The 26,424-nt window shown below is 71.7% G+C and carries 25 protein-coding genes; 16 read left to right on the forward strand and 9 right to left on the reverse strand.

Translation table 11 applies throughout. From position 1 onward, the window contains the following. Window positions 1–119: 119 nt before the first annotated feature. Window positions 120–782: a DUF4232 domain-containing protein gene (locus ACSHXC_RS17450; protein ID WP_438292469.1), complete on the forward strand. Its 663-nt coding sequence runs from the start codon at window positions 120–122 to the stop codon at window positions 780–782. A gap of 25 nt (window positions 783–807) precedes the next feature. Here ACSHXC_RS17450 and ACSHXC_RS17455 read toward each other — a convergent pair whose 3' ends face one another. Then, window positions 808–1,032 (reverse strand): hypothetical protein, encoded by a 225-nt coding sequence (locus ACSHXC_RS17455; protein WP_438292470.1) that lies wholly within the window; start codon window positions 1,030–1,032, stop codon window positions 808–810. Window positions 1,033–1,117: 85 nt separating this feature from the next. On the opposite strand from ACSHXC_RS17455, the gene ACSHXC_RS17460 reads away from it, so the two are divergent. Both ACSHXC_RS17460 and ACSHXC_RS17465 read left to right on the forward strand, forming a co-directional pair. Continuing rightward, window positions 1,118–2,125 (forward strand): aldo/keto reductase, encoded by a 1,008-nt coding sequence (locus ACSHXC_RS17460; protein ID WP_438292471.1) that lies wholly within the window; start codon window positions 1,118–1,120, stop codon window positions 2,123–2,125. A gap of 88 nt (window positions 2,126–2,213) precedes the next feature. After that, window positions 2,214–3,206: an aldo/keto reductase gene (locus ACSHXC_RS17465; protein ID WP_438292472.1), complete on the forward strand. Its 993-nt coding sequence runs from the start codon at window positions 2,214–2,216 to the stop codon at window positions 3,204–3,206. Window positions 3,207–3,363: 157 nt separating this feature from the next. Here the strand turns inward: ACSHXC_RS17465 and thpR are convergent, their stop codons facing one another. After that, window positions 3,364–3,933: an RNA 2',3'-cyclic phosphodiesterase gene (gene thpR / locus ACSHXC_RS17470; protein WP_438292473.1), complete on the reverse strand. Its 570-nt coding sequence runs from the start codon at window positions 3,931–3,933 to the stop codon at window positions 3,364–3,366. Window positions 3,934–4,049: 116 nt separating this feature from the next. On the opposite strand from thpR, the gene ACSHXC_RS17475 reads away from it, so the two are divergent. Continuing rightward, a complete protein-coding gene (locus ACSHXC_RS17475; RefSeq protein ID WP_438292474.1) occupies window positions 4,050–5,255 on the forward strand; it encodes an FG-GAP repeat domain-containing protein in 1,206 nt (401 codons plus the stop codon). A 64-nt stretch (window positions 5,256–5,319) separates the two neighbouring features. Here ACSHXC_RS17475 and ACSHXC_RS17480 read toward each other — a convergent pair whose 3' ends face one another. Continuing rightward, complete coding sequence (locus ACSHXC_RS17480) at window positions 5,320–6,657, reverse strand: MFS transporter (protein WP_438292475.1); 1,338 nt, start codon at window positions 6,655–6,657, stop codon at window positions 5,320–5,322. Window positions 6,658–6,684: 27 nt separating this feature from the next. Further along, complete coding sequence (locus ACSHXC_RS17485) at window positions 6,685–7,128, reverse strand: MarR family winged helix-turn-helix transcriptional regulator (RefSeq protein ID WP_053724836.1); 444 nt, start codon at window positions 7,126–7,128, stop codon at window positions 6,685–6,687. Window positions 7,129–7,286: 158 nt separating this feature from the next. On the opposite strand from ACSHXC_RS17485, the gene ACSHXC_RS17490 reads away from it, so the two are divergent. After that, window positions 7,287–7,469 carry a ribbon-helix-helix protein, CopG family gene (locus ACSHXC_RS17490; protein ID WP_053724844.1) on the forward strand — a complete coding sequence of 61 codons (183 nt, stop codon included), beginning with the start codon at window positions 7,287–7,289 and terminating at the stop codon, window positions 7,467–7,469. A gap of 24 nt (window positions 7,470–7,493) precedes the next feature. Here ACSHXC_RS17490 and ACSHXC_RS17495 read toward each other — a convergent pair whose 3' ends face one another. Continuing rightward, window positions 7,494–8,948 carry an NCS2 family permease gene (locus ACSHXC_RS17495; protein ID WP_438292476.1) on the reverse strand — a complete coding sequence of 485 codons (1,455 nt, stop codon included), beginning with the start codon at window positions 8,946–8,948 and terminating at the stop codon, window positions 7,494–7,496. 204 nt (window positions 8,949–9,152) lie between these two features. Here ACSHXC_RS17495 and ACSHXC_RS17500 point away from each other — a divergent pair, with 204 nt between their 5' ends. Continuing rightward, a complete protein-coding gene (locus ACSHXC_RS17500; protein WP_438292477.1) occupies window positions 9,153–9,443 on the forward strand; it encodes a DUF2530 domain-containing protein in 291 nt (96 codons plus the stop codon). Window positions 9,444–9,549: 106 nt separating this feature from the next. Further along, on the forward strand, window positions 9,550–11,967 hold the full coding sequence (locus ACSHXC_RS17505) for a cation-translocating P-type ATPase (protein ID WP_438292478.1): 2,418 nt from the start codon (window positions 9,550–9,552) through the stop codon (window positions 11,965–11,967). Window positions 11,968–12,028: 61 nt separating this feature from the next. Here ACSHXC_RS17505 and ACSHXC_RS17510 read toward each other — a convergent pair whose 3' ends face one another. Beyond that, the gene (locus tag ACSHXC_RS17510) at window positions 12,029–15,133 is read right to left on the reverse strand and encodes a sacsin N-terminal ATP-binding-like domain-containing protein (RefSeq protein WP_438296643.1); all 3,105 of its coding nucleotides are present in this window, start codon (window positions 15,131–15,133) and stop codon (window positions 12,029–12,031) included. 814 nt (window positions 15,134–15,947) lie between these two features. Continuing rightward, window positions 15,948–16,862: a DUF3027 domain-containing protein gene (locus ACSHXC_RS17515; protein ID WP_438292479.1), complete on the reverse strand. Its 915-nt coding sequence runs from the start codon at window positions 16,860–16,862 to the stop codon at window positions 15,948–15,950. A gap of 338 nt (window positions 16,863–17,200) precedes the next feature. Between ACSHXC_RS17515 and ACSHXC_RS17520 the strand changes: the two genes are divergently transcribed. The 4 genes from ACSHXC_RS17520 (at window position 17,201) to ACSHXC_RS17535 (ending at window position 20,691) form a co-directional block, all read left to right on the forward strand. After that, window positions 17,201–18,556, forward strand: a complete 1,356-nt coding sequence (locus ACSHXC_RS17520) for an MFS transporter (RefSeq protein WP_438292480.1) — start codon at window positions 17,201–17,203, stop codon at window positions 18,554–18,556. Between the two features lie 68 nt (window positions 18,557–18,624). Further along, complete coding sequence (locus ACSHXC_RS17525; protein ID WP_438292481.1) at window positions 18,625–19,119, forward strand: DUF2771 domain-containing protein; 495 nt, start codon at window positions 18,625–18,627, stop codon at window positions 19,117–19,119. Window positions 19,120–19,136: 17 nt separating this feature from the next. After that, window positions 19,137–19,847 carry a futalosine hydrolase gene (locus tag ACSHXC_RS17530; RefSeq protein WP_438292482.1) on the forward strand — a complete coding sequence of 237 codons (711 nt, stop codon included), beginning with the start codon at window positions 19,137–19,139 and terminating at the stop codon, window positions 19,845–19,847. Continuing rightward, window positions 19,834–20,691: a 1,4-dihydroxy-6-naphthoate synthase gene (locus ACSHXC_RS17535; protein WP_438292483.1), complete on the forward strand. Its 858-nt coding sequence runs from the start codon at window positions 19,834–19,836 to the stop codon at window positions 20,689–20,691. Before ACSHXC_RS17530 ends, ACSHXC_RS17535 begins: the two co-directional genes overlap by 14 nt. Window positions 20,692–20,696: 5 nt before the next feature. Here ACSHXC_RS17535 and ACSHXC_RS17540 read toward each other — a convergent pair whose 3' ends face one another. Further along, entirely contained in the window at window positions 20,697–21,080 is a 384-nt protein-coding gene (locus ACSHXC_RS17540) for a cold-shock protein (RefSeq protein WP_114039113.1), read from the reverse strand. 135 nt (window positions 21,081–21,215) lie between these two features. Between ACSHXC_RS17540 and ACSHXC_RS17545 the strand changes: the two genes are divergently transcribed. After that, window positions 21,216–21,503 carry a hypothetical protein gene (locus tag ACSHXC_RS17545; protein WP_438296644.1) on the forward strand — a complete coding sequence of 96 codons (288 nt, stop codon included), beginning with the start codon at window positions 21,216–21,218 and terminating at the stop codon, window positions 21,501–21,503. A gap of 57 nt (window positions 21,504–21,560) precedes the next feature. On the opposite strand, the gene ACSHXC_RS17550 is transcribed toward ACSHXC_RS17545, so the two are convergent. Beyond that, window positions 21,561–22,193, reverse strand: a complete 633-nt coding sequence (locus tag ACSHXC_RS17550) for an HAD family hydrolase (protein WP_438292484.1) — start codon at window positions 22,191–22,193, stop codon at window positions 21,561–21,563. A gap of 111 nt (window positions 22,194–22,304) precedes the next feature. On the opposite strand from ACSHXC_RS17550, the gene ACSHXC_RS17555 reads away from it, so the two are divergent. From ACSHXC_RS17555 to ACSHXC_RS17570, 4 genes are all read left to right on the forward strand, one after another. Further along, complete coding sequence (locus tag ACSHXC_RS17555; protein ID WP_438292485.1) at window positions 22,305–23,312, forward strand: FecCD family ABC transporter permease; 1,008 nt, start codon at window positions 22,305–22,307, stop codon at window positions 23,310–23,312. Between the two features lie 72 nt (window positions 23,313–23,384). After that, window positions 23,385–24,449, forward strand: a complete 1,065-nt coding sequence (locus ACSHXC_RS17560) for a FecCD family ABC transporter permease (protein WP_438292486.1) — start codon at window positions 23,385–23,387, stop codon at window positions 24,447–24,449. Continuing rightward, complete coding sequence (locus ACSHXC_RS17565) at window positions 24,450–25,262, forward strand: ABC transporter ATP-binding protein (RefSeq protein WP_438292487.1); 813 nt, start codon at window positions 24,450–24,452, stop codon at window positions 25,260–25,262. It begins immediately after the preceding gene. Beyond that, window positions 25,259–26,206: an ABC transporter substrate-binding protein gene (locus tag ACSHXC_RS17570; RefSeq protein ID WP_438292488.1), complete on the forward strand. Its 948-nt coding sequence runs from the start codon at window positions 25,259–25,261 to the stop codon at window positions 26,204–26,206. Before ACSHXC_RS17565 ends, ACSHXC_RS17570 begins: the two co-directional genes overlap by 4 nt. Window positions 26,207–26,424 lie beyond the last annotated feature (218 nt).

Here is a 26,424-nt window from a genome sequence, read left to right on the forward strand (position 1 = left end):
GATCACAGGACGCAATGAAACCGTCTGGCGGTGCGGAACGTCCAGAAGGCGTCCCGAGTTCCGCTTGGGACCGGACCCGCTGGGCACCCGAACGGACAACGACCGAAAGGACCGCCGTGTTGCGCCTGCGTACCGCCCCCCTGGCCGCGATCGCCGTCATCGCCGCCGGCCTGACCCTGACCGCCTGCGGCAGCGACAACGGCGGCTCCGGCAAGGTCGCCACCGACACCCCGAGCAATGCCGCCTCGAACAGCACCGGCACCGGATCCGGCTCCCCCGGCGCGGACGGCGGCCGCACCATGGCCCCCTCCGGCGGCAGCATCGGCGGCGGCACGAACGCGGGGACCGGAACCGGAACCGGCGGCGACCACTGCCTGACCTCCCAGCTCGCCTTCGCCGTCGCCCCGGGCAGCGGCGCCCAGTCGCAGGGCTCGCAGGGCGCCGTCACCATCACGCTCACCAACAAGGGCGCCAAGTCCTGTGCGATGAAGGGCTATCCGGGGGTCGACCTGGTCGGCGGATCGACCAAGTGGTCGCTCACCCGCGGGACCGCCGAGACCCCGAAGACGGTTACGGTACGGCCGAATGCCACGACCACCTTCAACATCTTCTATCTGCCGTTCAACAAGGGTGACGGCCAGGAGTTCAAGCCGAAGAGCATCGTGATCACCCCGCCGGACGAGACCCACCCCCACACCCTGCCCTGGGACTTCTCCTCGGTCCTGCTCCAGGACGGGGCCACCCACCCGGGCACCTACGTCAGCCCGATCGGCTCCAAGTAACGTACAAACGAGGCCAGTTGATGCCTCACAGGCTCGCGCCCGTGAGGCGGTTGGCGAAGGTGGACAGCGTGTAGGCGCCGATGCCGAGGACCACTTCGAGGGCGTTCTGCTCGGTGTATCCGTACGACAGGAAGTCCTTGACGGTCTCGTCCTCGACGCCGCCCGCCTTCGCCAGGACCGCGAGCGCGAAGCGGCGTACGGCATCGAGCTTCGGGTCGGCGAGGGGGCGCCGCTCGTGCAGGGCGGCCACCAGGTCCTCCTCGACGCGTCCAGCTGGCTGGGCAGTTGAACGGAACCCTTGCCTTGAGCACACTCGAACACGCTTTGATGGCCCCATGAAGTACACACAGCTCGGACGCACCGGACTCCAGGTCAGCCGTCTCGTCCTCGGCACGATGAACTTCGGCGGCGAGACCGACGAGGCCGGCAGCCACGCCCTCATGGACGCCGCCCTGGACGCGGGCATCAACTTCTTCGACACCGCCGACATCTACGGCGTGGACGAGGAGAAGGGGCGCACCGAGAAGATCCTCGGCGCCTGGTTCGCGAAGGGCGGCGACCGGCGCGACAAGGTCGTCCTCGCCACCAAGATGTACGGCGACATGACGCAGGGCAAGGAGTGGAGCACCCCGTCCTGGCCCAACCACAGCAAGCTGTCGGCGGTCAACATCCGCCGCTCGGTGGAGGCTTCGCTCAGGCGCCTGGGCACCGACCACATCGACATCTACCAGTTCCACCACGTCGACCGGGCCACCCCGTTCGAGGAGATCTGGCAGGCCATCGACGTCCTGATCACCCAGGGCAAGATCCTGTACACGGGAACCTCCAACTTCCCCGGCTACAAGATCGCCCAGGCCAACGAGACCGCCGCCCGCACCGGACGCCTCGGCCTGGTCAGCGAACAGTGCCTCTACAACCTCGCCGAACGCCGCGCCGAGATGGAGGTCATCCCGGCCGCCCAGGAGTACGGGCTCGGCGTCATCCCCTGGTCGCCGCTGCACCAGGGTCTGCTCGGCGGCGCGCTGCGCAAGGAGCGCGAGGGCACCGGCTCGCGCACCAAGAGCGGCCGCTCGGCGGCAGGCCTGGCCGACCCGGCCGTACGGGCGCAGGTCCAGGCGTACGAGGACCTGCTCGCCAAGCACGACCTCGACCCCGGCGAGGTGGCGCTGGCCTGGCTGCTCACCCGGCCCGGCGTGACCGGCCCCATCGTCGGCCCGCGCACCCCCGCCCACCTCGAATCGGCGCTGCGCGCCGTGGAGTTGGAGCTGAGCGAGGAGCTGCTCGGCGCGCTCGACGAGATCTTCCCGGGGCCCGGCCCCTCCCCGGAGGCCTTCGCCTGGTAGTCACGTACGCCAAGGGGCCGGGCCGGACCGGGAAGTCCCGGCCCGGCCCCTTGCCTTGAGCGCGCTCGAAGACGTTGGCTTGATTCCCATGAAGTACACGCAGCTCGGACGCACGGGTCTCCAGGTGAGCAGGATCGTCCTGGGGACGATGAACTTCGGACCGCAGACCGACGAAGGCGCAAGCCACGCGATCATGGATGCCGCGCTCGGCGCGGGCATCAACTTCTTCGACACCGCCAACGCGTACGGCTGGGGCGAGAACAAGGGCCGTACCGAGGAGATCATCGGCAGCTGGTTCGCCCAGGGCGGCGGCCGGCGCGACAAGACCGTCCTCGCCACCAAGCTCTACGCCAACATGGGCGTCGACGAGCCCTGGCCCAACCACCACAAGCTGTCGGCGGTCAACATCCGCCGCTCGGTGGAGGCTTCGCTCAGGCGCCTGGGCACCGACCACATCGACATCTACCAGTTCCACCACATCGACCGCCTGACCCCGTTCGAGGAGATCTGGCAGGCCATCGACGTCCTGATCACCCAGGGCAAGATCCTGTACGCCGGCTCGTCCAACTTCCCCGGCTACAAGATCGCCCAGGCCAATGAAATCGCCGCCCGCACCGGACGCCTCGGCCTGGTCAGCGAACAGTGCCTCTACAACCTCGCCGAACGCCGCGCCGAGATGGAGGTCATCCCGGCGGCGGTGGACTACGGGCTCGGGGTCATCCCCTGGTCCCCGCTGCACGGCGGCATGCTCGGCGGCATCCTGCGCAAGGAGCGCGAGGGCTCGGGTTCGCGTTCCCAGGGCGGCATCGCGGTCCAGACCCTCGCGAAGCCGGGCGTGCGGGAGCGGGTCCAGGCGTACGAGGAGCTCGTCGCCAAGCACGACCTCGACCCCGCCGAGGCGGCGCTCGCCTGGCTGCTCACCCGGCCGGGCGTCGCGGGTCCGATCGTCGGCCCGCGCACGGCGGACCAGCTGGACGCGCCGCTGCGGGCGGTCGAACTCGACCTGCCGGAGGAGTTCCTGACCGCGCTCGACGACATCTTCCCGGGCCCCGGGCCGTCCCCGGAGGCCTTCGCCTGGTAGGTCCGCAGGGTCTCGCAGGCGGTACGCGCCTGCGCGTGCGTATGCGTCGGGGCGGGGGCGGTCAGCCGACGGCGGCCGCCACCGCCACGACGACGAACATCAGCACGAGCACACCGGCCATGATCCGGTTCCTGGTCTTCGGGTCCACCCCTTGAGCCTAACCGGCCGCGCCCAGCGGCCAGCGGGCGACCGCCTCGTAGCGGGGGCGCTCGCCGGGGGTGCCGCCGCCCGGGAGGGTGCTGCGGATCAGCGCCAACTCGCCGACCTGCCACGGGGTGCCCTCGAACGCGGCGAGGACTTCGACGTACGGCTTCAGGTCCATCGGCGTACGGGATCTCGCCAGGGTGAGGTGCGGCACATAGCGGCGGTGCTGGTCCATCGGGATGCCGGAGCGGCGGGCGGCGGCGTCCGCGCGTTCGGCGAGCAGCCGCAGCTGATCGAGGCCGCCCGCGACGCCGGCCCACAGGGCGCGCCCGTCGAAGCGGCCGCCGCCGTGCAGCCGCAGCGTGAACGGGTCGGTACGGTGGGCCGCCCTGCGCAGCCGCTCGTGCAGCTCGGCCAGGACCGCCTCGTCGGTCTCCCCCATGAACGCGAGGGTCAAGTGCCAGCCCTCGCGCCCGGTCCAGCGCAGCCCCTGCACATCGGGCAGGTGCTCCAACTGCCGTACGGCACGGCCGAGTTCGGCGATGGCCGGCGCTGGGGGAAGTACGGCGGCGAAGAGGCGCATGGGGACAGTCAACCAAGATCGGCCCCCTGCGCGGAGCCGCCGAAGGGGCGGGCGTAGAATCCCGTCGCTCGTTTGTGCGGGGCCTGGGTCCCGGCTTCCCTGGGGGGAAATCATCCATGCGGCTGACCATCCGCACCGCTTTGGCGACGGCCGCCGCCGTCGTGGGGTTCACCGCGACCGCGGTCGCCCCGGCCGACGCCTCCGTCGGCCTCGACCGCTGCCCGGTGGGCAAGTTCTGCGTCTTCGACCATGCCGACAACCAGGCCCCGATGGACGCGTACGCCGGCCCGCAGGCCTCCGCCGAGCCGTGGGACGACGAGACGCCCGCCGTCTACAACCGCTCGGGCGGCGATTTCTCGTGCATGTGGAGCCCGGCGGAGTTCCAGTACCTGGACCCCGGCCGCGACATGTACGTGCGCGACCCGGGCATAGGCACCCCGCCGAAGCCCGCCCCGCCGCACGGCGCGAAGCCCCGTAAGGACGAGAACAGCTCGTTCCGCTGGGGCCGGACGCTGCGCGAGTGCCAGTCGGGCAAGGAGTACTCCGACTGGAACTCCGGCGACGGCGAGGACGCGAAGGCGCTGCCCTTCGGCGACCTCAACGGCGACGGCCAGGCCGACCTCCTCCAGCGCAACTGGAACGGCAGCCTCTACTTCCTGGACGGCGACGGGAACGGCACCTACCTCGGCCGCGGCTGGAACGGCATGACGCTGGCCCGGCACGGCGACCTCACCGGCGACGGCAAGGAGGACCTGCTCGCCCGGGACGGGGCCGGCGTGCTGTGGCTGTACCCCGGCAAGGGCGACGGGCGCCTCGGCAAGCGCTCGCGCGTGGGCGCCGGCTGGTCCGGCATGCGCCACTTCGCGCCCGTGGGCGACCTGGACGGCGACGGCCGGAACGACCTCATGGCCCTCGACACGTCCGGGCACGCCTGGCTCTACCCGGGCAACGGCCACGGCGGCTTCGGCCACCGCAAGAGCCTGGGCGCCGGCTGGGGCTCGATCCTGACGTTCACCGGCACGGGCGACCTCGACGGCGACGGGCACGGTGACGTCGTCGCCAACGACACGGCAGGCAGGCTGTGGCGCTACCCGGGGAACGGCCACGGCGGGTTCGGCCAACGGGTCCTGATCGGCAGCGGGGGCTGGCAGAAGTACCCGACGCTGCTGTGCGTCGGCGACGTACTGGACGACCTCGCCTGGAACGCGCCCGACCTCCTCGCCAAATCGGACCGCGAGCTCACGACGTACCCGGGCACGGGCAAGGGCACCCTGGGTGAGGGGCGCGAGGACTGGAACTGGGCGAGGAGCGACATCTTCTGACCCTGTACGGGAAACGGCCCGGCCCCCGCATCCGGGGGCCGGGCCGTTCACGTTCCGCGTGCCGTCAGGCGGCCGTCACCAGGGCGGGATTCCTCGGGACGAATGCGAGGTGTCGGTGACCGGGCCGTACGTCGACCTTCAGGCGCAGGTTGGCCGCGCGGGCCAGCATCAGGCCCACGCCGATCGCCGCCGCGCCGCAGATGAGACCGCCGAGCGCGAGGCTGACGCGGACGCCGTAGACGTCGGTCAGCCAGCCGAACAGCGGGCCGCCCAGCGGGGTGCCGCCGGTGAAGACCATCATGAACAGGCTCATCACGCGGCCCCGCATCTCGGGGTCGGTGGCCATCTGCACCGAGGCGTTGGCGGTCACGTTCACCGTCAGGCCGAGGATGCCGACCGGGATGAGCAGCGCCATGAACACGCCGAGGCCGGGGGCCCCGGACGCGACGAGTTCGAGCACCGCGAACAGGAACGCGGCGAGCGCCAGCATCCGCAGCCGGGTGGAGGACCGCCGGGCCGCGAGCAGCGCGCCGACCAGCGAGCCGATCGCCATCAGGCTGTTGAACACGCCGTACATGCCGGAGCCGCCGTGGAAGACGTCGGAGGCGAACGCGCTCAGCCAGATCGGGAAGTTGAACCCGAAGGTGCCGACGAAGCCGACCAGGACGATGGGCCAGATCAGCTCGGGCCGCTCGGAGACGTAGGCGAGGCCTTCCTTCAGCTGGCCCTTGCCGCGCGGGGCGAGCTTGGTCGGCTGGAGTTCCCTGGTCCGCATCAGCGTCAGCATCAGCAGCGGGGCGGTGAAGGACAGGCCGTTGGCGAGGAACGCCCAGCCGGGTCCGACGGCCGCCATGACGGCGCCCGCGACGGCGGGGCCGACAAGCCGGGCGGACTGGAAGTTCGCCGAGTTGAGGCTGACCGCGTTGCGCACCCGGTCGGGCCCGACCATCTCGGAGACGAAGGACTGCCGGGTCGGGTTGTCGACGACGGTGACCAGGCCGGTGAAGAAGGCCGTCAGGTAGACGTGCCACACCTGGACGTGACCGGACAGGGTCATCACGGCGAGGAACAGGCCGCCGAGGCCCATCGCCGCCTGCGTCACGAACAGGATGTTCCGCTTGGCGAACCGGTCGGCTATGACGCCGCCGTACAGGCCGAACAGGAGCATCGGCAGGAACTGCATGGCGGTGGTGATGCCCACCGCCACGGAGGAGCCGGTGATCGTCAGGACCAGCCAGTCCTGGGTGATCCGGGCCATCCAGGTGCCGATGTTGGACACGATGGCGCCGGAGAAGAACAGCCGGTAATTGCGGACCGCGAGCGAGGAGAACGTCCCCCCGCCGCGCTTGTTGTAGGTGGGGGTAGGTGCGGGGGCGGATGCTGATCCGGGTCCCGTACTCAAAAAGTGTTCGCCTCCTAGCGATGCGCCTTACAGGTGTGCGAGCTTCTCCAGGACCGGGGCGGCCGCGCGAAGCTTCGCCCATTCGTCCTCGTCCAGGCCTTCCGCGAGGGAAGCCAGCCAGGCGTTGCGCTTTCGGCGGCTCTCTTCGAGCATCGCCTCGGCCTCTTCGGTCTGGCTGACCACCTTCTGGCGGCGGTCGTCGGGATGCGGCTCCAGCCTGACCAGGCCCTTCGCCTCAAGCAGGGCGACGATTCGGGTCATCGACGGCGGCTGTACGTGCTCTTTGCGGGCCAGCTCACCGGGGGTGGCCGAGCCGCAGCGGGCCAGGGTGCCGAGCACCGACATCTCGGTCGGGCTGAGCGATTCGTCGACGCGCTGGTGCTTGAGGCGCCGGCCCAGCCGCATGACGGCCGAGCGCAGGGAGTTCACGGCGGCGGCGTCCTCGCCGCTGCCGTGGGACAGGTCAGACATGTTCGTTAGCATAACTCATTACTCTGGCTAAATACCACCGGGTTAAGCCCAGGTGTCCGGCGCCACACCGGCGACATCGCGCCACACTTCACCCGAAGGAGTGAGTCGTCTGCGGAAAGTGACGCGCGCAGCGGCCGCGGGCGTGCGACCCTCGCTCCATGGGGACCAGCGTGCTCAGCCTGCGGATAGACGGTGAGCTGCTCGAACGGCTCAGGCACCATGCCGCGAAACGCGGAATGAGCGTCCAGGACTATGTGGTCCGGACGCTCATTCGCGACGACTTCGACGAACGCTTCAACGCGGCGGTCGACGAGACGGAGAGGTTCTACGGGGCGGCGTGAATCGCCCTGCCGGGGGGCTGATCGCTACGTGAGTCCGAGCGCCGGCATCAGGTAGTAGAAGGCGAACACCGCCGAGACGATGTACATCGCGATCGGGATCTCGCGGGCGCGGCCGGCCACCAGGCGCAGCACCGTGAAGGTGATGAAGCCCATGCCGATGCCGTTGGTGATCGAGTACGTGAACGGCATCATCAGCATCGTCACGAAGGCCGGGATGGCGATCGTCCAGTCCGCCCAGTCGATCTCCTTGATCGAGGCGGACAGGATCAGGAAGCCGACCGCGAGCAGCGCCGGGGTGGCGGCCTGGGAGGGCACCATCGTGGCGAGCGGGGTCAGGAACAGGGAGACGGTGAAGAGGCCGCCGGTGACCACGTTCGCGAAGCCGGTCCGCGCCCCCTCGCCGACGCCCGCCGTGGACTCCACGAAGCAGGTGGTGGCGGACGAGGACGACGCGCCGCCCGCCGCGACCGCGATGCCGTCGACGAACAGGACCCGGTTCATGCCGGGCATGTTGCCCTGGGAGTCGGTCAGGCCCGCCTCGTCGCTGACACCCATGATCGTGCCCATCGCGTCGAAGAAGCACGAGAGCAGCACGGTGAAGACGAACAGGACGCCGGTCAGGATGCCGACCCTGGAGAACCCGCCGAAGAGGCTGACCTGGCCGACGAGCCCGAAGTCCGGGGTGTCGACGGGGTTGCCCGGCCACTTCGGGGTGGTCAGACCCCAGGACGGCACCGTGGCCACCGCGTTGATGATCATCGCGAGGACCGTCATCGCCACGATGGAGATCAGGATCGCGCCCGGCACCTTGCGGACCATCAGCGCGAGCGTGAGCAGCACGCCGAGGACGAAGACCAGGACCGGCCAGCCGAGCAGGTGCCCGTTGCCGCCGAGTTCGAGCGGCACGGTGGTGTGCGCGGCGTCCGGGATGCGCGAGACGAAGCCCGAGTCGACCAGGCCGATCAGCATGATGAACAGGCCGATGCCGATCGCGATGCCCTTGCGCAGGCCGAGCGGCACCGCGTTCATGACCCGCTCGCGCAGCCCGGTGGCGACCAGGAGCATCACCACGAAGCCGGCCAGGACGACCATGCCCATGGCGTCGGGCCAGCTCATCCGGGGCGCCAGCTGGAGCGCGACCACGGTGTTGACACCGAGCCCCGCCGCGAGCGCGATCGGCACATTGCCGATGACGCCCATGAGCAGCGTGGTGAAGGCCGCCGTGAGCACGGTCGCGGTGACCAGCTGCCCGCTGTTGAGCTGGTGACCGTACATGTCCTTCGCGCTGCCGAGAATGATCGGGTTCAGCACGATGATGTACGCCATCGCGAAGAAGGTCGCGAATCCGCCGCGGATCTCACGGGCGATGGTGGAGCCACGCTCGGAGATCTTGAAGTAGCGGTCCAGGCCGTTGGTCGGCTGGGCGGGTGCCGGCGGCTGAGCTGCGGCGTCGACCTTGTCGGGGGCCGAGGAGGGCATGCGGAACCTCAGTCGTGAAGGGGCGGGGAAACGGCACGTACCCGAACTTCTTTGGACGTTTTAACGAACAGAATGAGTCAGCCGTAAGCCGTTTCAGTATGAATACATAAGGCGAAGATCACCATCTCCGCGCGTAGACCCAAGGGCCGACTGGACCGTCCGCAGGCCGGATTCCCGGGAATAGCCGCGCCCTACACTGATCGCATGGCGAAGTGGACACCGAAACACGAGGCGCCGGAGCCCCTTGAGGGCCCCGTGGTCGCCACCATCACCGGCGGCACGATCCTCTGGTTCGTCCTCTTCCTCGTCCAGCTCCCCTTCTACGGCTGGTTCGACGACCACGGCCACCTGTGGTGGGTGTGGACCTGCCTGGCCGGCGGCGGCCTCGGCCTCATCGGCATCTGGTACGTCCGCGGCCGCGACGCGGCGATCAAGCGGCACGCCGCACAACAGGCGGCCGACGCCGAGCGGGACGCAAGAGCCGAAAGTCAGTAACTCTCGGGACCTGCGTACCGCCAGAGGACCATTCGCCTCCTACCAGGGTCGGATGTTCGGCCGTCCCGGCAGGTGAAGCGGCCATTCCCCCCGTACCGTCGAAATCATGACGCAGCGCGCCAATATCGACGCCGGGGCGGAACTCGACCCCGTCCATCCCGTGAAGCCGCCCGCTCCGGCGGGGCGGGCCGGTGGGCTGACGACGGCCGAGGTCGCCGAGCGGGTGGCGCGCGGCGAGGTCAACGACGTTCCGGTCCGCAGCAGCCGGTCCACCGCGGAGATCGTCCGCGGCAACGTCTTCACCCGGTTCAACGCGATCATCGGCGTGCTGTGGGCGATCATGCTGGTCGTGGCGCCGATCCAGGACAGCCTCTTCGGCTTCGTGATCATCGCCAACACCGGCATCGGCATCATCCAGGAGATGCGCGCCAAGAAGACCCTGGACGGGCTCGCGGTCATCGGCGAGGCGAAGCCCACGGTGCGGCGCGACGGGCGGGCCACCGAGATCTCCACCTCCGAGATCGTGCTCGGCGACGTCATCGAGCTCGGGCCCGGCGACAAGATCGTGGTGGACGGCGAGGCGGTCGAGGCGGACGGCCTGGAGGTCGACGAATCCCTCCTGACCGGCGAGGCCGACCCGGTCCTCAAGAAGCCCGGCGACAAGATGATGTCGGGCGCCTTCGTGGTCGCGGGCGGCGGCGCGTTCACCGCCACCAAGGTCGGCCGCGAGGCGTACGCGGCTCAACTGGCCGAGGAGGCGAGCCGGTTCACCCTCGTCCACTCCGAGCTGCGCAGCGGCATCTCCACCATCCTCAAGTACGTCACGTGGATGATGATCCCGACCGCGCTCGGCCTGGTCATCAGCCAGCTCGTGGTCAAGGACAACAACTTCAAGGACTCCATCGCCCGCACCGTCGGCGGCATCGTCCCGATGATCCCGGAAGGCCTCGTCCTGCTGACCTCGGTCGCCTTCGCGATCGGCGTCATCCGGCTCGGCCGCCAGCAGTGCCTGGTGCAGGAACTGCCCGCGATCGAGGGCCTGGCCCGCGTCGACGTGGTGTGCCTCGACAAGACGGGCACGCTCACCGAGGGGGGCATGGACGTCACGGAGCTGCGCCCGCTGGGCGGCACGGACGAGGCGTACATACGCAAAGTGCTCGGCGCGCTCGGCGAGTCCGACCCGCGCCCGAACGCCTCCCTCCAGGCGATCATCGACGCCTATCCGGACAGCGAGGTGTGGCGCTGCACCGAGTCGCTGCCGTTCTCCTCCGCCCGCAAGTACAGCGGCGCCGCGTTCAGCGAGGGCGACGGCGAGAACAGCACCTGGCTGCTGGGCGCGCCCGACGTACTCCTGAAGCCGGGCGACCCGGCACTGACGGAGATCGACACACTGAACGAGAAGGGCCTGCGCGTCCTGCTGCTCGCCCGTGCCTCCCGCGAGCTGGACGACCCCGACATCGCCTCCGACGCCAAGGCCAGCGCGCTGGTCGTCCTCGAACAGAGGCTGCGGCCCGACGCGTCCGACACCCTGCGCTACTTCGAGGAACAGAACGTCAAGGCCAAGGTCATCTCCGGCGACAACGCGGTGTCCGTCGGCGCGGTGGCCGGAAAGCTCGGCCTGCCCGGCGCGGCCGACACGGTCGACGCGCGCCAGCTCCCCACCGACCAGGCCGAGATGGCCGACGTCCTGGACTCCAACGCGGTGTTCGGCCGGGTCACCCCGCAGCAGAAGCGCGACATGGTGGCCGCCCTCCAGTCCCGCGGCCACACGGTGGCGATGACGGGCGACGGCGTGAACGACGTCCTGGCCCTCAAGGACGCGGACATCGGCGTGAGCATGGGCTCGGGCTCGGAGGCGACGCGAGCGGTGGCCCAGATCGTCCTCCTGAACAACAGCTTCTCCACCCTGCCGTCGGTGGTGGCGGAGGGGCGGCGGGTGATCGGCAACATCACGCGCGTGGCGACGCTGTTCCTGACGAAGACGGTGTACTCGGTCCTGCTGGCGGTGTTCGTGGTGTGCTCGCAGGTGGAGTACCCGTTCCTGCCGAGGCACTTGACCCTTCTCTCCACGTTCACGATCGGCATCCCGGCGTTCTTCCTGGCCCTGGCCCCCAACAAGGAGCGCGCCAAACCGCACTTCGTGCGGAGGGTGATGCGGTACGCGATCCCCAGCGGGGTCATCGCGGCGGTGGCCACGTTCGTGACGTACATGATCGCGCGGGCGTACTACACCGGGCCGGGCGAACTGGACGCGGAAACGAGCGTCACGACGCTGACCCTGTTCCTGGTCTCGATGTGGGTCCTGGCGATCATCGCCCGCCCGTACACGTGGTGGCGGATCGCGCTGGTGGTGGCCATGGGGGTGGCGTTCCTGCTGGTGCTGGCGGTCCCGTGGCTGCAGCACTTCTTCGCGCTGAAGCTGGTGGGGGCGGTGATGCCGTGGACTGCCGTCGGCATCGCGGTGGTGGCGGCGGGAGTGCTGGAAGTGGCGTGGCGCTGGGTCGTACGCCGCTGGCCGGACTAGGAAGTCCGGCCGCCCACCCTCCCCTGCAAGGGGTGGGTGGGTTCGGCCCCGCCCCGGGTGTCTAGTCGAACCAGCGGTCCCGGGCCAGTTCCTCCGTCCTCGACGGGTCCTCCAACAGCGCTGCCACCTCGAAGCGGCGGGGCCACTGGCCCGCTGCCCAGGCGAGGCCCGCTGCCACGCCCTCCAGGGTCGCCGCGTGGACCACCCCGTCGGCCGGGCGGCGCCAGTCCAGTTCCACGCCGCCTGCCAGGAGCTCCTCGTGCTCGACGTACGTCGCGGGCGTGGACGGGCCCAGCAGGGCCCTCACCGCGGCCGGCACCTCGTGCTCCACGCCCGTCGACGTCACCTCCGCCGACCCCAGCTCGCTCAGCCGCCCCACCTGGAGCAGCTCCGCGAGCTCGGCCGCGCGGGCCGGGGCCACTGGCAGCAGGGCCCGGCCGGCAGCGAGCGGGAGGAGGTCCGGGGCGTCCGCCACGACCGCCTCCGAGGCGTCGACCACCCGGACCTCGCCGTCCACCACCGCCCGCAGTTCGTCCGGCAGCGTCACCTGCTCGGGGTCCAGGTCCGCCAACGCGGTGTACAGGGCGTGGAGTTGAGACCCGGACACCGGGCGCGTCCCGTCCGCGAGGCGGCCGAGCAACTCCGCCGCACCCCCCGGCTCGTCGAGCAGCGCCGGCACCGATGTGCGCACCCCCAGCGCCCGCAGGACCTGCGCGTCGTCGAAGCCCGTCGCGTCCGCGGACTCGTACAGGCCGGAGAGGAGGGGATCGGAGCCTGCCGCCCGCAGACCCGCTGGCCGACGTCCGCCGAGGACCGGGTGGTCGCGCAGCCACCAGGCGGTGTAGGGGCGGACGGATTCGGTCGTGCCGTCGGGCAGCAGTACGCGCACCGGCTGGATCAGGGCGTCCCGCAGCGGCGGCCGGGCGAGCAGGGCGAGGGCCTGCGGCCAGCAGTCGTCGTCCACCAGGTCCAGGTCCCGGACCGCGATGATCTCCGTGGCGACGGGTGGCACCGGGGAATCCGGGAGACGGTCCAGGGCGTCTTCGCACCAGACGTCCACCGCGTCAAGGAGGCCCGCGTCGTCCGGCTCGGCGAAGTCGCCGTCGCGGGGCTCCAGTTCGTCCGGGTCCAGGACGACATCGGTGGCGCGTACGAGGGCGAACGTGGCAAGCACCCCGCACGCGGTGAGCGGCTGCTCGCCCCAGCGGTCCGCCAACTCCCTGTCCACCTCGGCGAGTTCACCCTCGCGGATGACGGCGGCGAAGGGCGACCCGGGCAGGACGAGTTCGCCGGCGGGGGCGAGTTCGCCGTCCTCGTCGGGCAGGGCGAGCGCGCCGAGCCAGGGTTCGTCGCCGGGGGAGAGGTTCGCCTCGCGCACCAACATCAGTACGGTGTCGGCCAGTTCGTCCGCGTCGAGGGCGTCCTCGTCCCAGATCTCGCCGCTGTCGAGCGAGGCGGCCACGGCTGCCCGCACCTGAGGGGTCGTCAGAACCGCGCGCGGGGTCGCGGGCAGCGCGCCGAGCTTTTCGAGCAGGGGGTGGGCGGCATCCGCGTGGGCGACCTTCAGGCCGAGGCGGCCGAGGTCGGCCGGGGTGTCGGAGAGCGGCAGCAGGATCTGGCGGGGGCCGATCACGGTGCGGCCGCCGGCGAGCGGCACGGGGAGCCCGGAGAGCCGGTCGGGGTCGACCCCGGCGAGCGTGTCGTAGAGCCGGTACCACCACTCGGGGGCCCGCTCCGCCCCGGCGATCCGCTCGATGGCGTCGCCGAGCGGCAGCCGCCCGACCTCCAACGTGCGCAGTTCCGGGCGGCGTTCGAGACCGGCGGGCAGGAGGGTGGGCAGGACTTCGGCGAGGACGCGCACCGTGTCGGCGCCCGCGCCCTCGACGACCTCCGCCTCGAACGGGCGAAGGGCGACCAGCTCCTCGGTGGGCGCGGCGGGCGCCAGGAACGCGACGCGGGGCAGCCGTTCCAGGACCGCCGCGCGCAGGGCGCCGTCCAGCTCGCCCCGGCCGAGCGGGCCGGGCACCAGGTCGACGGTGCCGGCCGACACCGGCCGCCAGGCGCCGAGGAGTTCGGCGTACGCGTCGGCCGCGCGCTGCACCAGGAAGTCGGTGAGCGGTCCGGGCGCGGGGTGGCGGCGCGCGGTGTCCAGCGGGAACGAGGCGATGAGCAGCGCGGGGATGCCGAGCGGCTCGTCGGTGGGGGTCGGCGCGTGCACCACGGCGGCGGTACGGGGCCGCTCGGGCGCGCCGTCCTCGTCCACCGGGACCGCCCAGGTCACCGTCCAGTGCGGCCGCAGCCGCTCCTCGACGGGCCGGTCGGCGAGCAGGTCCGGGGTGATGGCCCCGTGATGACTGACGACACGCCAGCGATGAGTGGCCCCGTCCCGACTGTCGTCGATGTGCACGTGGGCGTCTTCTTCATCCTCGGGCACGGAGCGCGTCAACACCCTTGTCCCGTCCGGGGTTTCGACGACGATCTCGGTCAGTCCGGGGAGGGTGAGCAGCAGCGCGTCGTCGATGCCGTCGAGAAGGCGGCGTACGAGATCCTCGGCGGTGCCGTCGCGCAGCGGGAGCACCACGACGGTGTCGTAGCCCTCGGGGGCGGCGCCCTCGGCGGGCAGCGGCAGCCTGAGCAGCGGTACGTGTCCGTCGCGGCGGCGCAGCTCGTCGCCCAGGCCGGGGCTGACGCGGGCGGCGTCGGCGGCCAGTTCGCGGGCCTCGGCGAGCGACCAGCGCACGCCGCCGGTACGGCCCACTACGGCGGGCTCGTCGCTGACGGCGAGCACCGCGGCGAACCCGACGCCGAACCGGCCCACGGCCACGTCGGTGTCGGCGCGCTTGGCGCTGGCGCGCAGGGTGGACAGCGACTCGACGCCGATGGCGTCCAGCGGGGCGCCGGTGTTCGCGGCGGCCAGCAGGGCGGGGGTGTCCGGGGTGGCGGGGTGCAGGGTCAGCCGGAGCCGGCCGGTGGTGCGCGCTCGGGCGGCTGCGTCGGCGGCGTTCTGGGCGAGCTCCACGACGAGGCGGTCGCGGTAGCCGCCAAGGGCGAGGTCCTCCTCGGCGTTGGCGTCCTCGCGGAATCTGGCCGGGCCCGCGCCCCAGGCGTTCAGGACCCCGCGCCGCAGCCGCGCCGTCCCGAAGGGGTCGGCCCCTTCGGCCGCCATCGCCTTGACGATCACGCCGTACTCCGCTCTGTCCTGGCCCCGCGGATGCCGGGGCTGCGGGCCGAAGGTACCGCGCGTTGGACGCGGTCCCTCAATTTCCCCCACCCCGCCCCTGGCCGGTGTGCCCGTCCGGGGGTGTGGGGTTGTGGGCCCGGCGGGGTGCGCTGGGGCTCCGCCCCAGACCCCGGTTTGGCCCCACCCCGCCCCTTCCCTAGACCCTCCGGGGGTGGGTGGGGTCGGCTCCGGCCCGGTGGGGGTGGTCGTTCGGCTGCGGACCGTGGGTGGCTGGTCGCGCAGTTCCCCGCGCCCCTAGCGGGGCTGACCTTGGCAGGGTGCATCCCCGGCCCGTCCGGTGATCACGGACGCCAGCCCACCCCAGCCTGTCATGGGGGTCCCCCCTGGCCCTTAAGGCCTTGGGGGAGATTGAGGACGAGCGCCGTTCAGGCGCGAACGGGGTCCGGGGCGGAGCCCCGAAAAGGGGTGCAGGGGACGAAGTCCCCGCGGGGGGTCTGGGGGCGCAGCCCCCAGAGCCGAACCATCCAACCCCCTGCACGGGCGGGAGGGTGGGCCAACTCCCCGGGGTCTGGGGCGGAGCCCCGGGGCTCAGCTCATCCAACCCCCGTCACGGGCGGGAGGGCGGGCAAACCCCCCGGGGGCGCAGGGGGCAGAGCCCCCGCAAAGGGGGTCTGGGGGCGCAGCCCCCAGAAGCCGAACCATCCAACCCCCTGCACGGGCGGGCGAGTGGGCCAACCCCCCGGGGTCCGGGGCGGAGCCCCAGGCACCCCCGCGCCGGCCGGCGCCGAAAGGCACCCCGCTACGAGTGGCCCAGATCCTCCGTCGCGTCCGGGGCGGTGTCCGGGACGGAGCCCTCCCGAGCCGGCCGCAGGGCCAGGACGTCGGGGGCCACCGTGTCCAGGACCGGCGGAGCCGGACGGGGCGGCTTCGGCATGACCGCCGCCTCGGAGTGCCCCCCGCAGCCGTAGTCGAGCGCCACGACACGCCCGTCCGCAGGACCGAATTCGTTGGCGCAGATCCCGAACGCCTGGGAGAGGGATCCCGCGATCGGGACGAGGAACGCGCAGGACACGCACGAGGCCGGCGCCGCCTGAGCCATCGCGGTCTTGCCGCCGAAGGACTCCTCCCACCGGTCGGCCGCCGCGTGCAGCCCGTACCGGGAAAGGACCCGCGCCCGCCGCATGCCGAGTTCCTCGGCGACGGCCGCGATGGAGCCGCGCGCGGTGGCCGCCGGCGCCTCCAGGTCGGACAGCTCGGCGTCCTCCGCGTCGACCCGCTCGGCCATCTCCTCGGAGACCACGGAGTTCGGCGGCGGTACGTCCTCGCCGGAGTACCCGGGCTCCAGGCGCAGGTCGTCGGCCTCGGTGGGCAGCAGGTCGCCGGGGCCCATGTCGCCCGGGCGAAGCCGCTCGCTCCACGGCACCCACTCCGGTGCCCGCAGCGCGTCCGGGCCGGGCAGCAGAACCGTCTCGTCCAGGGTGACCGCCTTGGCGCGCGACGCCCGGGCGACGGTCACCGCCCAGCGCCAGCCCCGGTAGCCGGGCTCCTTGCACTCGAAGAAGTGCGTGACGACCCGGTCGCCCTCCGAAACCAGGGCCACATGCTCGCCGACCACACCGGGTGCGGCGGCTTCCTCCGCCGCCTCGCGGGCTAGGTCGACCGCCTCGGCGCACAGGCGGTCAGGGGTACGGCTTCGCGTCGTCGCAGCACTCACAGGTCTCGCTTCTCTCCTACGCCGTCTCACGGGTGCGCCGGGGAGCCGAATGCGTACGGGCGGCGGGCGGAGCGGACCAGGGGGCCGCGTCAACGTCCGCGCCCGGGCGATCAACTGCCCAGCGGCTGTCCAGTTTCACTGACCAAGGGGATCCCCCTTGCTCCGTATGAGCGTGGAGGCGCACCTTCTGCGATCCATTCTGCGGGATCGCGGAGAGGCGCGCGGCCTTGGGCAGCCGCGGGCGGCGCGCCTGTCACGCTACCCCCTTCGTGGCCCCCGGCCCACCTGCGCGTCCGAATCCTGGTTCGGGTCGGACGGGCTTGGGGCACTATGGCGGGGTGGCAACCGCAAGGTCGTCAGGGTCTTCGGACACCGCCGGCCGCCTCCGCAAGGCAGGCCGGGCGGTCGGCCGCGCCCTGCACATGCCGTTCACGGGAACGGCCCGTTCGATCAGGAAAGCGACCCACGCGCACGGCGCCGGTGAGTCGGGCCTCGGCAAACTGATCGAGTTGCACGCGGTGAACGGCGCCGGCGACGTGATGATCACCGTGGCGCTCGCCTCGACCGTGTTCTTCTCCGTGCCGACCGACCAGGCGCGCGGCCGGGTCGCCCTCTACCTCGCCATCACGATGGCGCCGTTCACTCTCCTGGCGCCCGTGATCGGCCCGCTGCTCGACCGGATGCCGCACGGCCGGCGCGCCGCGATGGCCGGCGCGATGCTGGCCCGCGCGCTGCTCGCCCTCACGATGTCCGGCGCGGTCGCCACCGGCGGCCTGGAGCTCTATCCCGCGGCGCTCGGCGTACTGGTCGCGTCGAAGGCGTACGGCGTGGTCAGGAGCGCCGTGGTGCCGCGCCTGCTGCCACCCCGCTTCTCCCTGGTGAAGGCCAATTCGCGGGTCACCCTGGCCGGTCTGCTCGCCACGGGCATCGCCGCCCCGATCGGCGCCGGGCTCTCCCGCATCGGGCCTCAGTGGCCGCTCTACGGGGCGTTCTGCATCTTCGTCGCCGGTACGTTCCTGGCGTTCACACTGCCCCACAAGGTCGACTCGGCGAAGGGCGAGGCCAGGGCGCAGCTCTCCGACCGCAGCGGCCGCAAGCCCAGCCTGCGTACGGTCGGCGTGTCCGTCCTGAACGGTCTGTACGCCAATGCCGCGCTGCGCGCGCTCTCCGGGTTCCTGATCTTCTTCCTGGCGTTCCTGCTGCGCGAACACCCCCTGTCCGGGCAGAGCGCGGCCGTCTCGCTCGGCATCGTGGGCGTATCGGCGGGCGTCGGCAACGCGCTGGGCACGGCGGTCGGCTCGCTGCTGCGGGCCCGCGGGCCCGAGGTGCTGATCGTGACCATGCTGACCATCGCGCTGGGAGCGGCCGTCCTGTCGGCGGCGTTCTTCAGCGGCCTGATGGTCGCCGTGCTCGGCGCGACGGCCGGGTTCACCCAGGCGCTCGCCAAGCTGTCCCTGGACGCGATGATCCAGCGCGATGTGCCGGAAGAGGTCCGTACGTCCGCGTTCGCCCGCTCGGAGACGCTGCTCCAGGTGGCCTGGGTCCTCGGCGGCGCGGTCGGCATAGCGCTTCCGCTGAACGGCATCCTCGGCATGTCGGTGGCCGCGGCCCTGCTGGCGCTCGGAGCGGCCGTCTCGGTACGGGGCCTCCTGGGCGCGGCCCGGCGCGGCACCCCGAACCCCCGGGTGGCGTGAGCGACGTGCGACACGGCACGCCGCACCCCCGCGCTGCTTGGCTGGGGGCGACCGATAGCCTTCGCTTCATGACCGTTGCGTTCAATTCCGGTAGGACCCGCCGGGCCGGCCTCGCACTCGCCGCTGCCTCCGCCGGACTCCTCGTCCTCTCCGCCTGCGACAAGCCGACGCCTCTCGCGACCGTGACGGTCGGCACGAACTCCGTCAACACCGAGGCGTCCTGCCGCGGCGACGGCAAGCCGCTCGCAGAGGCCAAGCTCACCAGCTGCCTCAGCGGCGTCAAGGACGCCAAGTCGATCGACTACGCGCCCGGCGCGACCCTGCGCCTCGGCGTCGACCCCAAGGTCGTCGAGGACGGCAGCAAGTGGATCGCGCTGCTCGACGGCAGCCCGATCACCGAGCCGTCCGCCCAGACCTACCGGAGCTTCCCCGGCGCCGACGTCTTCTCGACCGGCGGGCAGGGTGCCGCGCCGAAGGAGAAGAAGATCAGCATCGTGCAGGTCGACAAGGACAACAAGCCCGAGTCGGTCTGGAGCTTCACGCTCAAGCGCACCAGCTCCTGACGGCCGGGCCCCGCCTGATGCGTGTGCTGGTCGTGACCGCGGTGGCGGCGGAGGCGGACTCCGTCGCCGCCGGTCTCGCCCTCGCCGGATACGCGTCACCCGGCACACAACCGCCCGAGCGGCCGGCCCGCTTTGGCCGCGACGGCCATGCCATCGACGTGCTGCCCGCCGGGGTGGGCCCGGCGGCCGCCGCGGCCGGCACTGCCAAGGCCCTCGCCCGCGCCCCGTACGACCTGGTCGTCTCGGCCGGGATCGGCGGCGGCTTTCCCGGCGTCGCGCCGATCGGCTCACTCGTCGTCGCATCGGAGCTCGTCGCCGCCGACCTGGGCGCCGACTCCCCCGACGGCTTCGTCCCGCTGCCCGAACTGGGCTTCGGCCGCGACCGGTTGGCCGCCCCGCCCGCCTTGCGCGAGGACGTCACCCGAGCCCTCGGCGCCCTCACGGGCCAGGTCCTCACCGTCACCACCGCCACCGGAACCGCCGGGCGCGCAGCCGAACTCCTGGCCCGCCACCCCTCGGCCGCCGCCGAGGCGATGGAGGGCTTCGGTGTCGCCGAGGCCGCCGACCAGTACGGTGTGCCCGCCCTCGAAATCCGCGCGATCTCCAACTCCGTCGGCCCCCGGGACCGTTCGGCGTGGCGGATCGGCGACGCGCTCGCCGCCCTCACCGACGCATTCGGGAAACTCCCGCCCGTACTGGAGAGTTGGACACCTCATGAGCCTGACTGAGCCGCTGAAGATCGCCTACTCTCCCTGCCCGAACGACACCTTCGTCTTCGACGCCTGGGCGCACGGCCGGGTGCCCGGCGCGCCCGAACTCGACGTGACGTTCGCCGACATCGACATCACCAACGGCATGGCCGAGCGCGGCGAGTTCGACGTGCTCAAGGTGTCGTACGCGGTGCTGCCGTGGGTGCTCGACGAGTACGCGCTGCTGCCGTGCGGCGGCGCGCTGGGACGGGGCTGCGGCCCGCTGGTCCTCACGCGGGAGCCGGGTGTGGACCTGACCGGCAAGACGGTAGCCGTGCCGAGCGAGAAGTCGACGGCGTACCTGCTGTTCCGGCTGTGGGCCGCGGACGTCGTGCCGGGCGGGGTCGGCGAAGTCGTCGTCATGCCGTTCCACGAGATCATGCCCGCGGTGCGCGACGGCAAGGTCGACGCCGGACTCGTCATCCACGAGGCCCGCTTCACGTACCAGAACTACGGCCTGCACTGCCTCGCCGACATGGGCCGGCACTGGGAGTCGACGACCGGTCTGCCCATCCCGCTCGGCGCGATCATCGCCAAGCGCTCGCTGGGCGAGGACACGCTGCGGCTGCTCGCCGAGTCGGCCCGCACCTCCGTGCGGCTCGCCTGGGACGACCCCGAGGCGTCGAGGCCCTACGTACTGGAGCACGCCCAGGAGATGGACCCGGCAGTGGCCGACAGGCACATCGGGCTCTACGTCAACGAGTTCACCGCCGACCTCGGCGAGGACGGCTACGCCGCGGTGCGCGGCCTTTTGACACGCGCCGCGGCCGAGGGGCTCGTACCGCCCCTCGGCCGCGATGCGCTGGAATTCGTAAAGAACTGAGCGGACTAAACGTCCAGCTGGTCCGCCACCGCGCGCAGCAGGCCCGCGATCTTCTTGCCGGCCGCCTTGTCCGGGTAGCGGCCCTTCTCCAGCATGGGCGTGATGTTCTCCAGGAGCGTCGTCAAGTCCTGCACGATGGAGGCCAGTTCGTCGGGCTTGCGGCGCTGGGCCGCTGCCACCGAGGGGGCCGGGTCGAGGACCGTGACGGAGAGGGCCTGGTCACCGCGCTGCCCGGCGACGACGCCGAACTCGACGCGCTGTCCGGGCTTGAGTGCGTCGACCCCGGCGGGGAGCACGGAGGAGTGGACGAAGACGTCGCCGCCGTCGTCCCGGGAGAGAAAGCCGAAGCCCTTCTCGCTGTTGAACCACTTGACCTTGCCGGTAGGCACGTCTGTCCTCGTCCTCGTACTCGTCGTTGTGTGCGGGGCGCCGAAAACGGCTCTGGATAGCACTACAGCGGGTCGCCTTCCGACCCGCCGACACCAAGGCTAATGGTCCAGGGGCTGCTGACAAGACGTCCCGGCCTGTCCTTACGAGCAGGGAACTACCCTGGCGGGGTGAGTACCGAAACCCAGGCCAAGACCGACCGCGACGCCCCCACCACCGGTGATCGGCTGGTTCGCATCGGCGTCGTCGTGTTCTTCGTCGGCGCGCTCGCCACGCTGGTCACAGTGGCGCCGCTGTTCCTGAACACCGCGCCGTTCCCGTCGTTCGCCTATCTCGTGTGCATGCTGATGGGCGCCGGCTTCCTGATCGCGGGGGCGGGCGTGCTGCTCACCATCGCGGAACAGCGCCGCCAGGCCCGCGCCTGACCCGCCCGCCGCCCACCTGAACCGGCCGGTCCCGTACGCAAGTACGAGGCCCCGCTGTCAAGCGCGTTCGGCGGCGTAACCCTTCAACCAGGCCGGAAATGACGTCAGATCGTCGAGGACGACGTGGGCGCCGGCCTCGCGCAGCTCGTCCGCGCCGATCGGCCCGGTCGGGACCGCGACGGACAGGGCGCCCGCGGCGCGGGCGCCGAGCACGTCCCCGAGGTGGTCGCCGACGTACACCGCGGCGCCGTGCTCGCGCAGCGCGGTCGCCTTGCCCTCGGCCCACAGCCCGCCGACGACCTCGTCCGGGGTGATCCCGAGGTGGTCGAGGTGCATCCGCGCCTGGGGTGCGTTCTTGGCGGTGACGACGACGGCCCGGCCGCCGAGCTCCTGCACCGCGCGCACCGCGTCGGCCGCTCCCGGCATCGCGGGCGTGGGCAGGATCGCGCGTGTGGGGTAGATCTCACGGTATTTGAGGACCATCTCGGCGATGAGCTCCTCGGGGAACCAGTGCCGCAGCTCCCAGTCGAGTGGCGGCCCGAGCCTGCTGACGGCCTGGTCGGCGTCGATGTACGTCCCGGTCGTCGCGGAAAGCTCCTGGTAGACGGCGTGGATGCCGGGCCGGGAGTCGATCAGGGTCATGTCGAGGTCGAAGCCGACCGTGGGCGCGTCTATGGGCATAGAGGCCATTGTGCCCAGGTGGGCGGGGCGGCCGGGCCCTTAGACTGACGGCCGCAGTTAGCCAAGCCTTACCAAATCCCGACCGCTTTCCCCGCCAAACACCAACTTGTGATGGGCCCTATGCCAGCCGCACCCCGCCGGACCAGACGCGTGCTCGCGACGGCGGCGGCCGTCGCGGCGCTCCTGGTCGCCGTCCTGCTCTCGCTCGCCGTCGGCGCGCGCCAGATCCCGCCCTCGGAGGTCCTGGACGCGCTGTTCGGCGGCGCGCGCACCCCCAACGCCGAGGTCGTCCGCGAACTGCGGGTGCCGCGGACCCTGATCGGCCTGATGGTCGGCGCCGCCCTCGCGGTCGCGGGCACGGTGCTTCAGGGCATCACCCGCAACCCCATCGCCGACCCCGGCATCCTCGGCATCAGCCAGGGCGCCTCGGTCGGGGTGGTCCTGGCGATCGCCTTCCTCGGCGTGCACACGCTGACCGGGTACGTGTGGTTCGCGTTCGCGGGCGCGGCCATCGCCTCCGTCGTCGTCTATGCGATCGCCTCCAGCGGGCGCGGCGGGGCGACGCCGGTGAAGCTCGCGCTGAGCGGCGCCGCGATCAACGCGCTGCTCGTGTCCGTGACGATGGGCGTGCTCACCACCAAGGCCGCGGCGCTCGACGAGTTCCGCTTCTGGCAGGTCGGCTCGCTGGCCGGACGGGACGCCCAAGTCGCCCACCAGATCTGGCCGTTCCTGCTGGTCGGCGTCGTGCTGGTCGCCTGGGTCGCGCGCGGCCTGGACGCGCTGGCGCTCGGCGAGGACGTGGCGAAGGGCCTCGGCCAGAACGTCGCGACGGTACGCGTCCTGGGCGGCATCGGCGCGACCGTGCTGACCGGTGTCGGGGTGGCGGCGGCCGGGCCCATCGCCTTCATCGGTCTCGCGATCCCGCACATCGCCCGCGCGATCGTGGGCAGCGACCACCGCTGGGTGCTGCCGATGGCGGCCCTGGTGGGCCCGGTGATGCTCCTGGTCGCCGACACCGTCGGCCGGATCGTGTTCCCGCCGAGCGAGATCCCGGCGGGCGTGATGACCGCCCTGATCGGCGTGCCGTTCCTGGTGACGCTGGTCCGCAGGAAGGCGGTGCCGGCATGAGCGGCGTCCGCCTGTTCAGGAAGGCGGTCCCGGCGTGAGCAGCATCCGGTTCTTCGGGAAGGCGGTGGCGGCATGAGTTCCGCAACGGCAGCCGTACGGGTGCGCCCCGCGGGCTACACCGTCGTACGGGCAGGACACGCGGCCTTCCTCCTGCACCGCAGGGCGGCGGTGGTCGCGGCATCCCTCCTCGTCCTCCTCGCCGCGATCTGCGTCGCCTACCTCTGCGTGGGCGAGAGCTTCGTGGCGCCCGGTGACGTGCTCAAGGTGCTGACCGGCCAGGACTCGTACGCCGAGCTCGTCGTCGGCACGCTGCGGCTGCCGCGCATGGTGGTCGGGCTGATGGTCGGCGCCGCGTTCGGCATCGCGGGCGGGCTCATCCAGACCGTCGCGCGCAACCCGCTGGCCAGCCCCGACATCATCGGCATCAGCCAGGGCGCCTCGGCGCTGACGGTCGGCGCGATGACGTTCGGGGTCACCTCGTACACGGTGCTGCCCTATCTGTCCGTCGTCGGCGGGGTTCTCGCGGCCGCCCTCGTGTACGTCTTCGCCTGGCGGGGCGGGCTGCACGCGACGCGCTTCGTGCTGATCGGCATCGGCTTCGCGATCGCGCTCCGCTCGATCACCACGCTGTTCATGACCAAGGGCGACTATCTGGTCGCCCAGCAGGCGCAGATCTGGATGACCGGCTCGCTCAACGGGCGCGGCTGGGAGGAGGCGGCGCCGCTCGGCTGGTTGCTCCTCGCGCTCGTGCCGGCCGTGCTGTGGGCGGCCCGCGCCCAGCGCACGGTCTCCCTCGACGACGACACCGCGACCGCGCTCGGCGTACGGCTCGGCCGGGTGCGGCTCGGCCTGGTCGTCATCGGCGTGGTGCTCGCCTCGGTGGCGACGGGCGCGGCGGGGCCGGTCGACTTCGTGGCGCTGCTCGCCCCGCAGATCGCCCGCCGGATGACGCGGACGGCCCAAATACCCTTGTTCTGCTCGGCGTTGACGGGTGCGGTCATCGTCGTGCTCGCCGATCTGCTGGCCCGCAAGCTGTTCTCGCCGACCGAGCTTCCGGTGGGCGTGCTCACCGCGGTCATCGGCGCCCCGTACCTGATCTGGCTGATCGTGCGCAGCCGTACGACTGGAGGAAAGTAGATGACCAGCCGGCTGACGGCCCGCGAGCTGACCCTCGCCTACGAGGACCGCACCGTCGTGCACGGCCTCGACCTCGCCGTGCCGGACGGGCGGGTGAGCGTCATCGTCGGCCCGAACGCGTGCGGCAAGTCCACGACGCTGCGGGCCCTCGGGCGCCTGCTGAAGCCGCGCGGCGGCGCGGTGCTGCTCGACGGTACGGAGCTGGCGCGCATCCCCACCAGGAAGATCGCCCAGTCGATCGGGCTGCTCCCGCAGTCGCCCGTCGCGCCCGAGGCGATCACGGTGGCCGACCTGGTCTCGCGCGGGCGCCAGCCGCATCAGCACTGGTGGCAGCAGTGGTCGGAGGCGGACGAGCGGGCGGTCACGGACGCGATGGAGCGTACGGATGTGTCGGGGCTCGCCGACCGCCCGGTCGACGAACTCTCCGGCGGCCAGCGCCAGCGCGTGTGGATCGCGATGGCCCTCGCCCAGGAGACCGACGTACTCCTCCTCGACGAGCCGACCACCTATCTGGACATCTCCCACCAGGTCGAAGTCATGGACCTGGTACGGCAGTTGAACCACGAGCGGGGCCGTACGGTGGTGATGGTGCTGCACGACCTCAACCAGGCCGCGCGGTACGCCGACCACCTCGTGGCGATGAAGGCGGGGCGGATCGTCGCCGAGGGCCACCCGAAGGACGTGGTGACGGCGGATCTCGTACGCGAGGTGTTCGGCCTGGACTCGGTGGTGGTCCCGGACCCGGTGACGGGCTCGCCCCTGGTGGTGCCCGGCGCCCCCTACTCGCCCCCTTCGGAGAGGATTCCCCGATGACGATCCCCCGCCGCACCGCACTGGCGGGCGCGCTGGCCCTGACGGCGACGGCATGCTCCTCGGGCAGGCCCAACTCCGCCGCCTCAAGCGGCAGTTCGCACCTCGTCAGAACAGTGATGGGGGACGTGCGGGTCAAGGACCACCCTCAACAGGTCGTCGTCCTGGACACGGCGGAACTCGACTCCGCGATCACGCTGGGCGTGAAGCCGGTGGGCGCGACGCACGCCGACGTGGCTTCCGGGTTCCTCGACTACCTGCCCAAGGACAAGGTGGCCGGGATCAGGGACGTCGGCGCGATGATGAGCCCCGGCCTGGAGTCCGTCGCGGCGCTCAAACCCGACCTGATCCTGACCAGCAAGGTGCGGCACGGCGACAAGTACGCGGAGCTGTCGAAGATCGCGCCGACGGTGATGACGGAGTCCACGGGCTTCCCGTGGAAGCAGAACTTCCAGCTGCACGCGCTGGCACTGGGCAGGGCGGCCGAGGCGAAAACGGTCACGGACGAATACGGTGCGCACGTACGGGAGTTGACGGCGCAGCTCGGCGGGCCGGCCAAGGCGGCGGCACTGAAGGTGAACGTCGTCCGCTTCGTCGAGGGCGCGGACATCCGCATCTACGGCCGCAAGAACTACATCGCGACGGTCCTCGCCGACGTCGGCCTCGGGCGGCCCGCCGTCGTCGACAGGGCGAAGGACGGCTTCTCGTACGACGTGAGCCCCGAGCGGATCGACCTCGCGGACGCGGACGTCATCTTCCACACGACGTACGGCGACCCGGCGAAGTCGAAGGCGACACAGACGCTGGGCAGCGCGCTGTGGAAGGGCCTGCCCGCGGTGCGGGCGGGGCGGGCCCACGCGGTGGACGACCAGCTGTGGATCCAGGGGATCGGGTACGGGGCGGCGGAGGCGATCCTGCGGCAGCTGGCCGAGCTTCTGCCGAGGTAGGGGCGTCTTCCACCCCCGCCCGTGACGGGGGTGGAAAGGGTCACCCCCAGGGCTAAGCCCCAGCCCCGGGCGGGGGCTACGCGCCCTGCGCCCCGGGGCTACGCCCATCCTCCACACACCCGCAGCCAGCAGTGGGCCCCAGCTCACCCCGAGTACCCGAACTCTTCCAACTCCCCGGAACAACGCGGGGGTTGGGGGAGGATGCCGGCCCTCCACAG

This window comes from Streptomyces sp. HUAS TT7, assembly GCF_051550175.1.
GTDB lineage: Bacteria > Actinomycetota > Actinomycetes > Streptomycetales > Streptomycetaceae > Streptomyces.

Coding starts and splice junctions, on each gene's coding strand:
- ACSHXC_RS17550 (WP_438292484.1), bottom strand. CDS start 22,193: ATGGCCTCTATGCCCATAGACGCGCCCACGGTCGGCTTCGACCTCGAC.
- ACSHXC_RS17495 (WP_438292476.1), bottom strand. CDS start 8,948: ATGCCCTCCTCGGCCCCCGACAAGGTCGACGCCGCAGCTCAGCCGCCG.
- ACSHXC_RS17525 (WP_438292481.1), top strand. CDS start 18,625: ATGACCGTTGCGTTCAATTCCGGTAGGACCCGCCGGGCCGGCCTCGCA.
- ACSHXC_RS17535 (WP_438292483.1), top strand. CDS start 19,834: ATGAGCCTGACTGAGCCGCTGAAGATCGCCTACTCTCCCTGCCCGAAC.
- ACSHXC_RS17460 (WP_438292471.1), top strand. CDS start 1,118: ATGAAGTACACACAGCTCGGACGCACCGGACTCCAGGTCAGCCGTCTC.
- thpR (WP_438292473.1), bottom strand. CDS start 3,933: ATGCGCCTCTTCGCCGCCGTACTTCCCCCAGCGCCGGCCATCGCCGAA.
- ACSHXC_RS17505 (WP_438292478.1), top strand. CDS start 9,550: ATGACGCAGCGCGCCAATATCGACGCCGGGGCGGAACTCGACCCCGTC.
- ACSHXC_RS17465 (WP_438292472.1), top strand. CDS start 2,214: ATGAAGTACACGCAGCTCGGACGCACGGGTCTCCAGGTGAGCAGGATC.
- ACSHXC_RS17500 (WP_438292477.1), top strand. CDS start 9,153: ATGGCGAAGTGGACACCGAAACACGAGGCGCCGGAGCCCCTTGAGGGC.
- ACSHXC_RS17475 (WP_438292474.1), top strand. CDS start 4,050: ATGCGGCTGACCATCCGCACCGCTTTGGCGACGGCCGCCGCCGTCGTG.
- ACSHXC_RS17560 (WP_438292486.1), top strand. CDS start 23,385: ATGAGTTCCGCAACGGCAGCCGTACGGGTGCGCCCCGCGGGCTACACC.
- ACSHXC_RS17485 (WP_053724836.1), bottom strand. CDS start 7,128: ATGTCTGACCTGTCCCACGGCAGCGGCGAGGACGCCGCCGCCGTGAAC.
- ACSHXC_RS17510 (WP_438296643.1), bottom strand. CDS start 15,133: ATGGCGGCCGAAGGGGCCGACCCCTTCGGGACGGCGCGGCTGCGGCGC.
- ACSHXC_RS17555 (WP_438292485.1), top strand. CDS start 22,305: ATGCCAGCCGCACCCCGCCGGACCAGACGCGTGCTCGCGACGGCGGCG.
- ACSHXC_RS17570 (WP_438292488.1), top strand. CDS start 25,259: ATGACGATCCCCCGCCGCACCGCACTGGCGGGCGCGCTGGCCCTGACG.
- ACSHXC_RS17490 (WP_053724844.1), top strand. CDS start 7,287: ATGGGGACCAGCGTGCTCAGCCTGCGGATAGACGGTGAGCTGCTCGAA.
- ACSHXC_RS17565 (WP_438292487.1), top strand. CDS start 24,450: ATGACCAGCCGGCTGACGGCCCGCGAGCTGACCCTCGCCTACGAGGAC.
- ACSHXC_RS17530 (WP_438292482.1), top strand. CDS start 19,137: ATGCGTGTGCTGGTCGTGACCGCGGTGGCGGCGGAGGCGGACTCCGTC.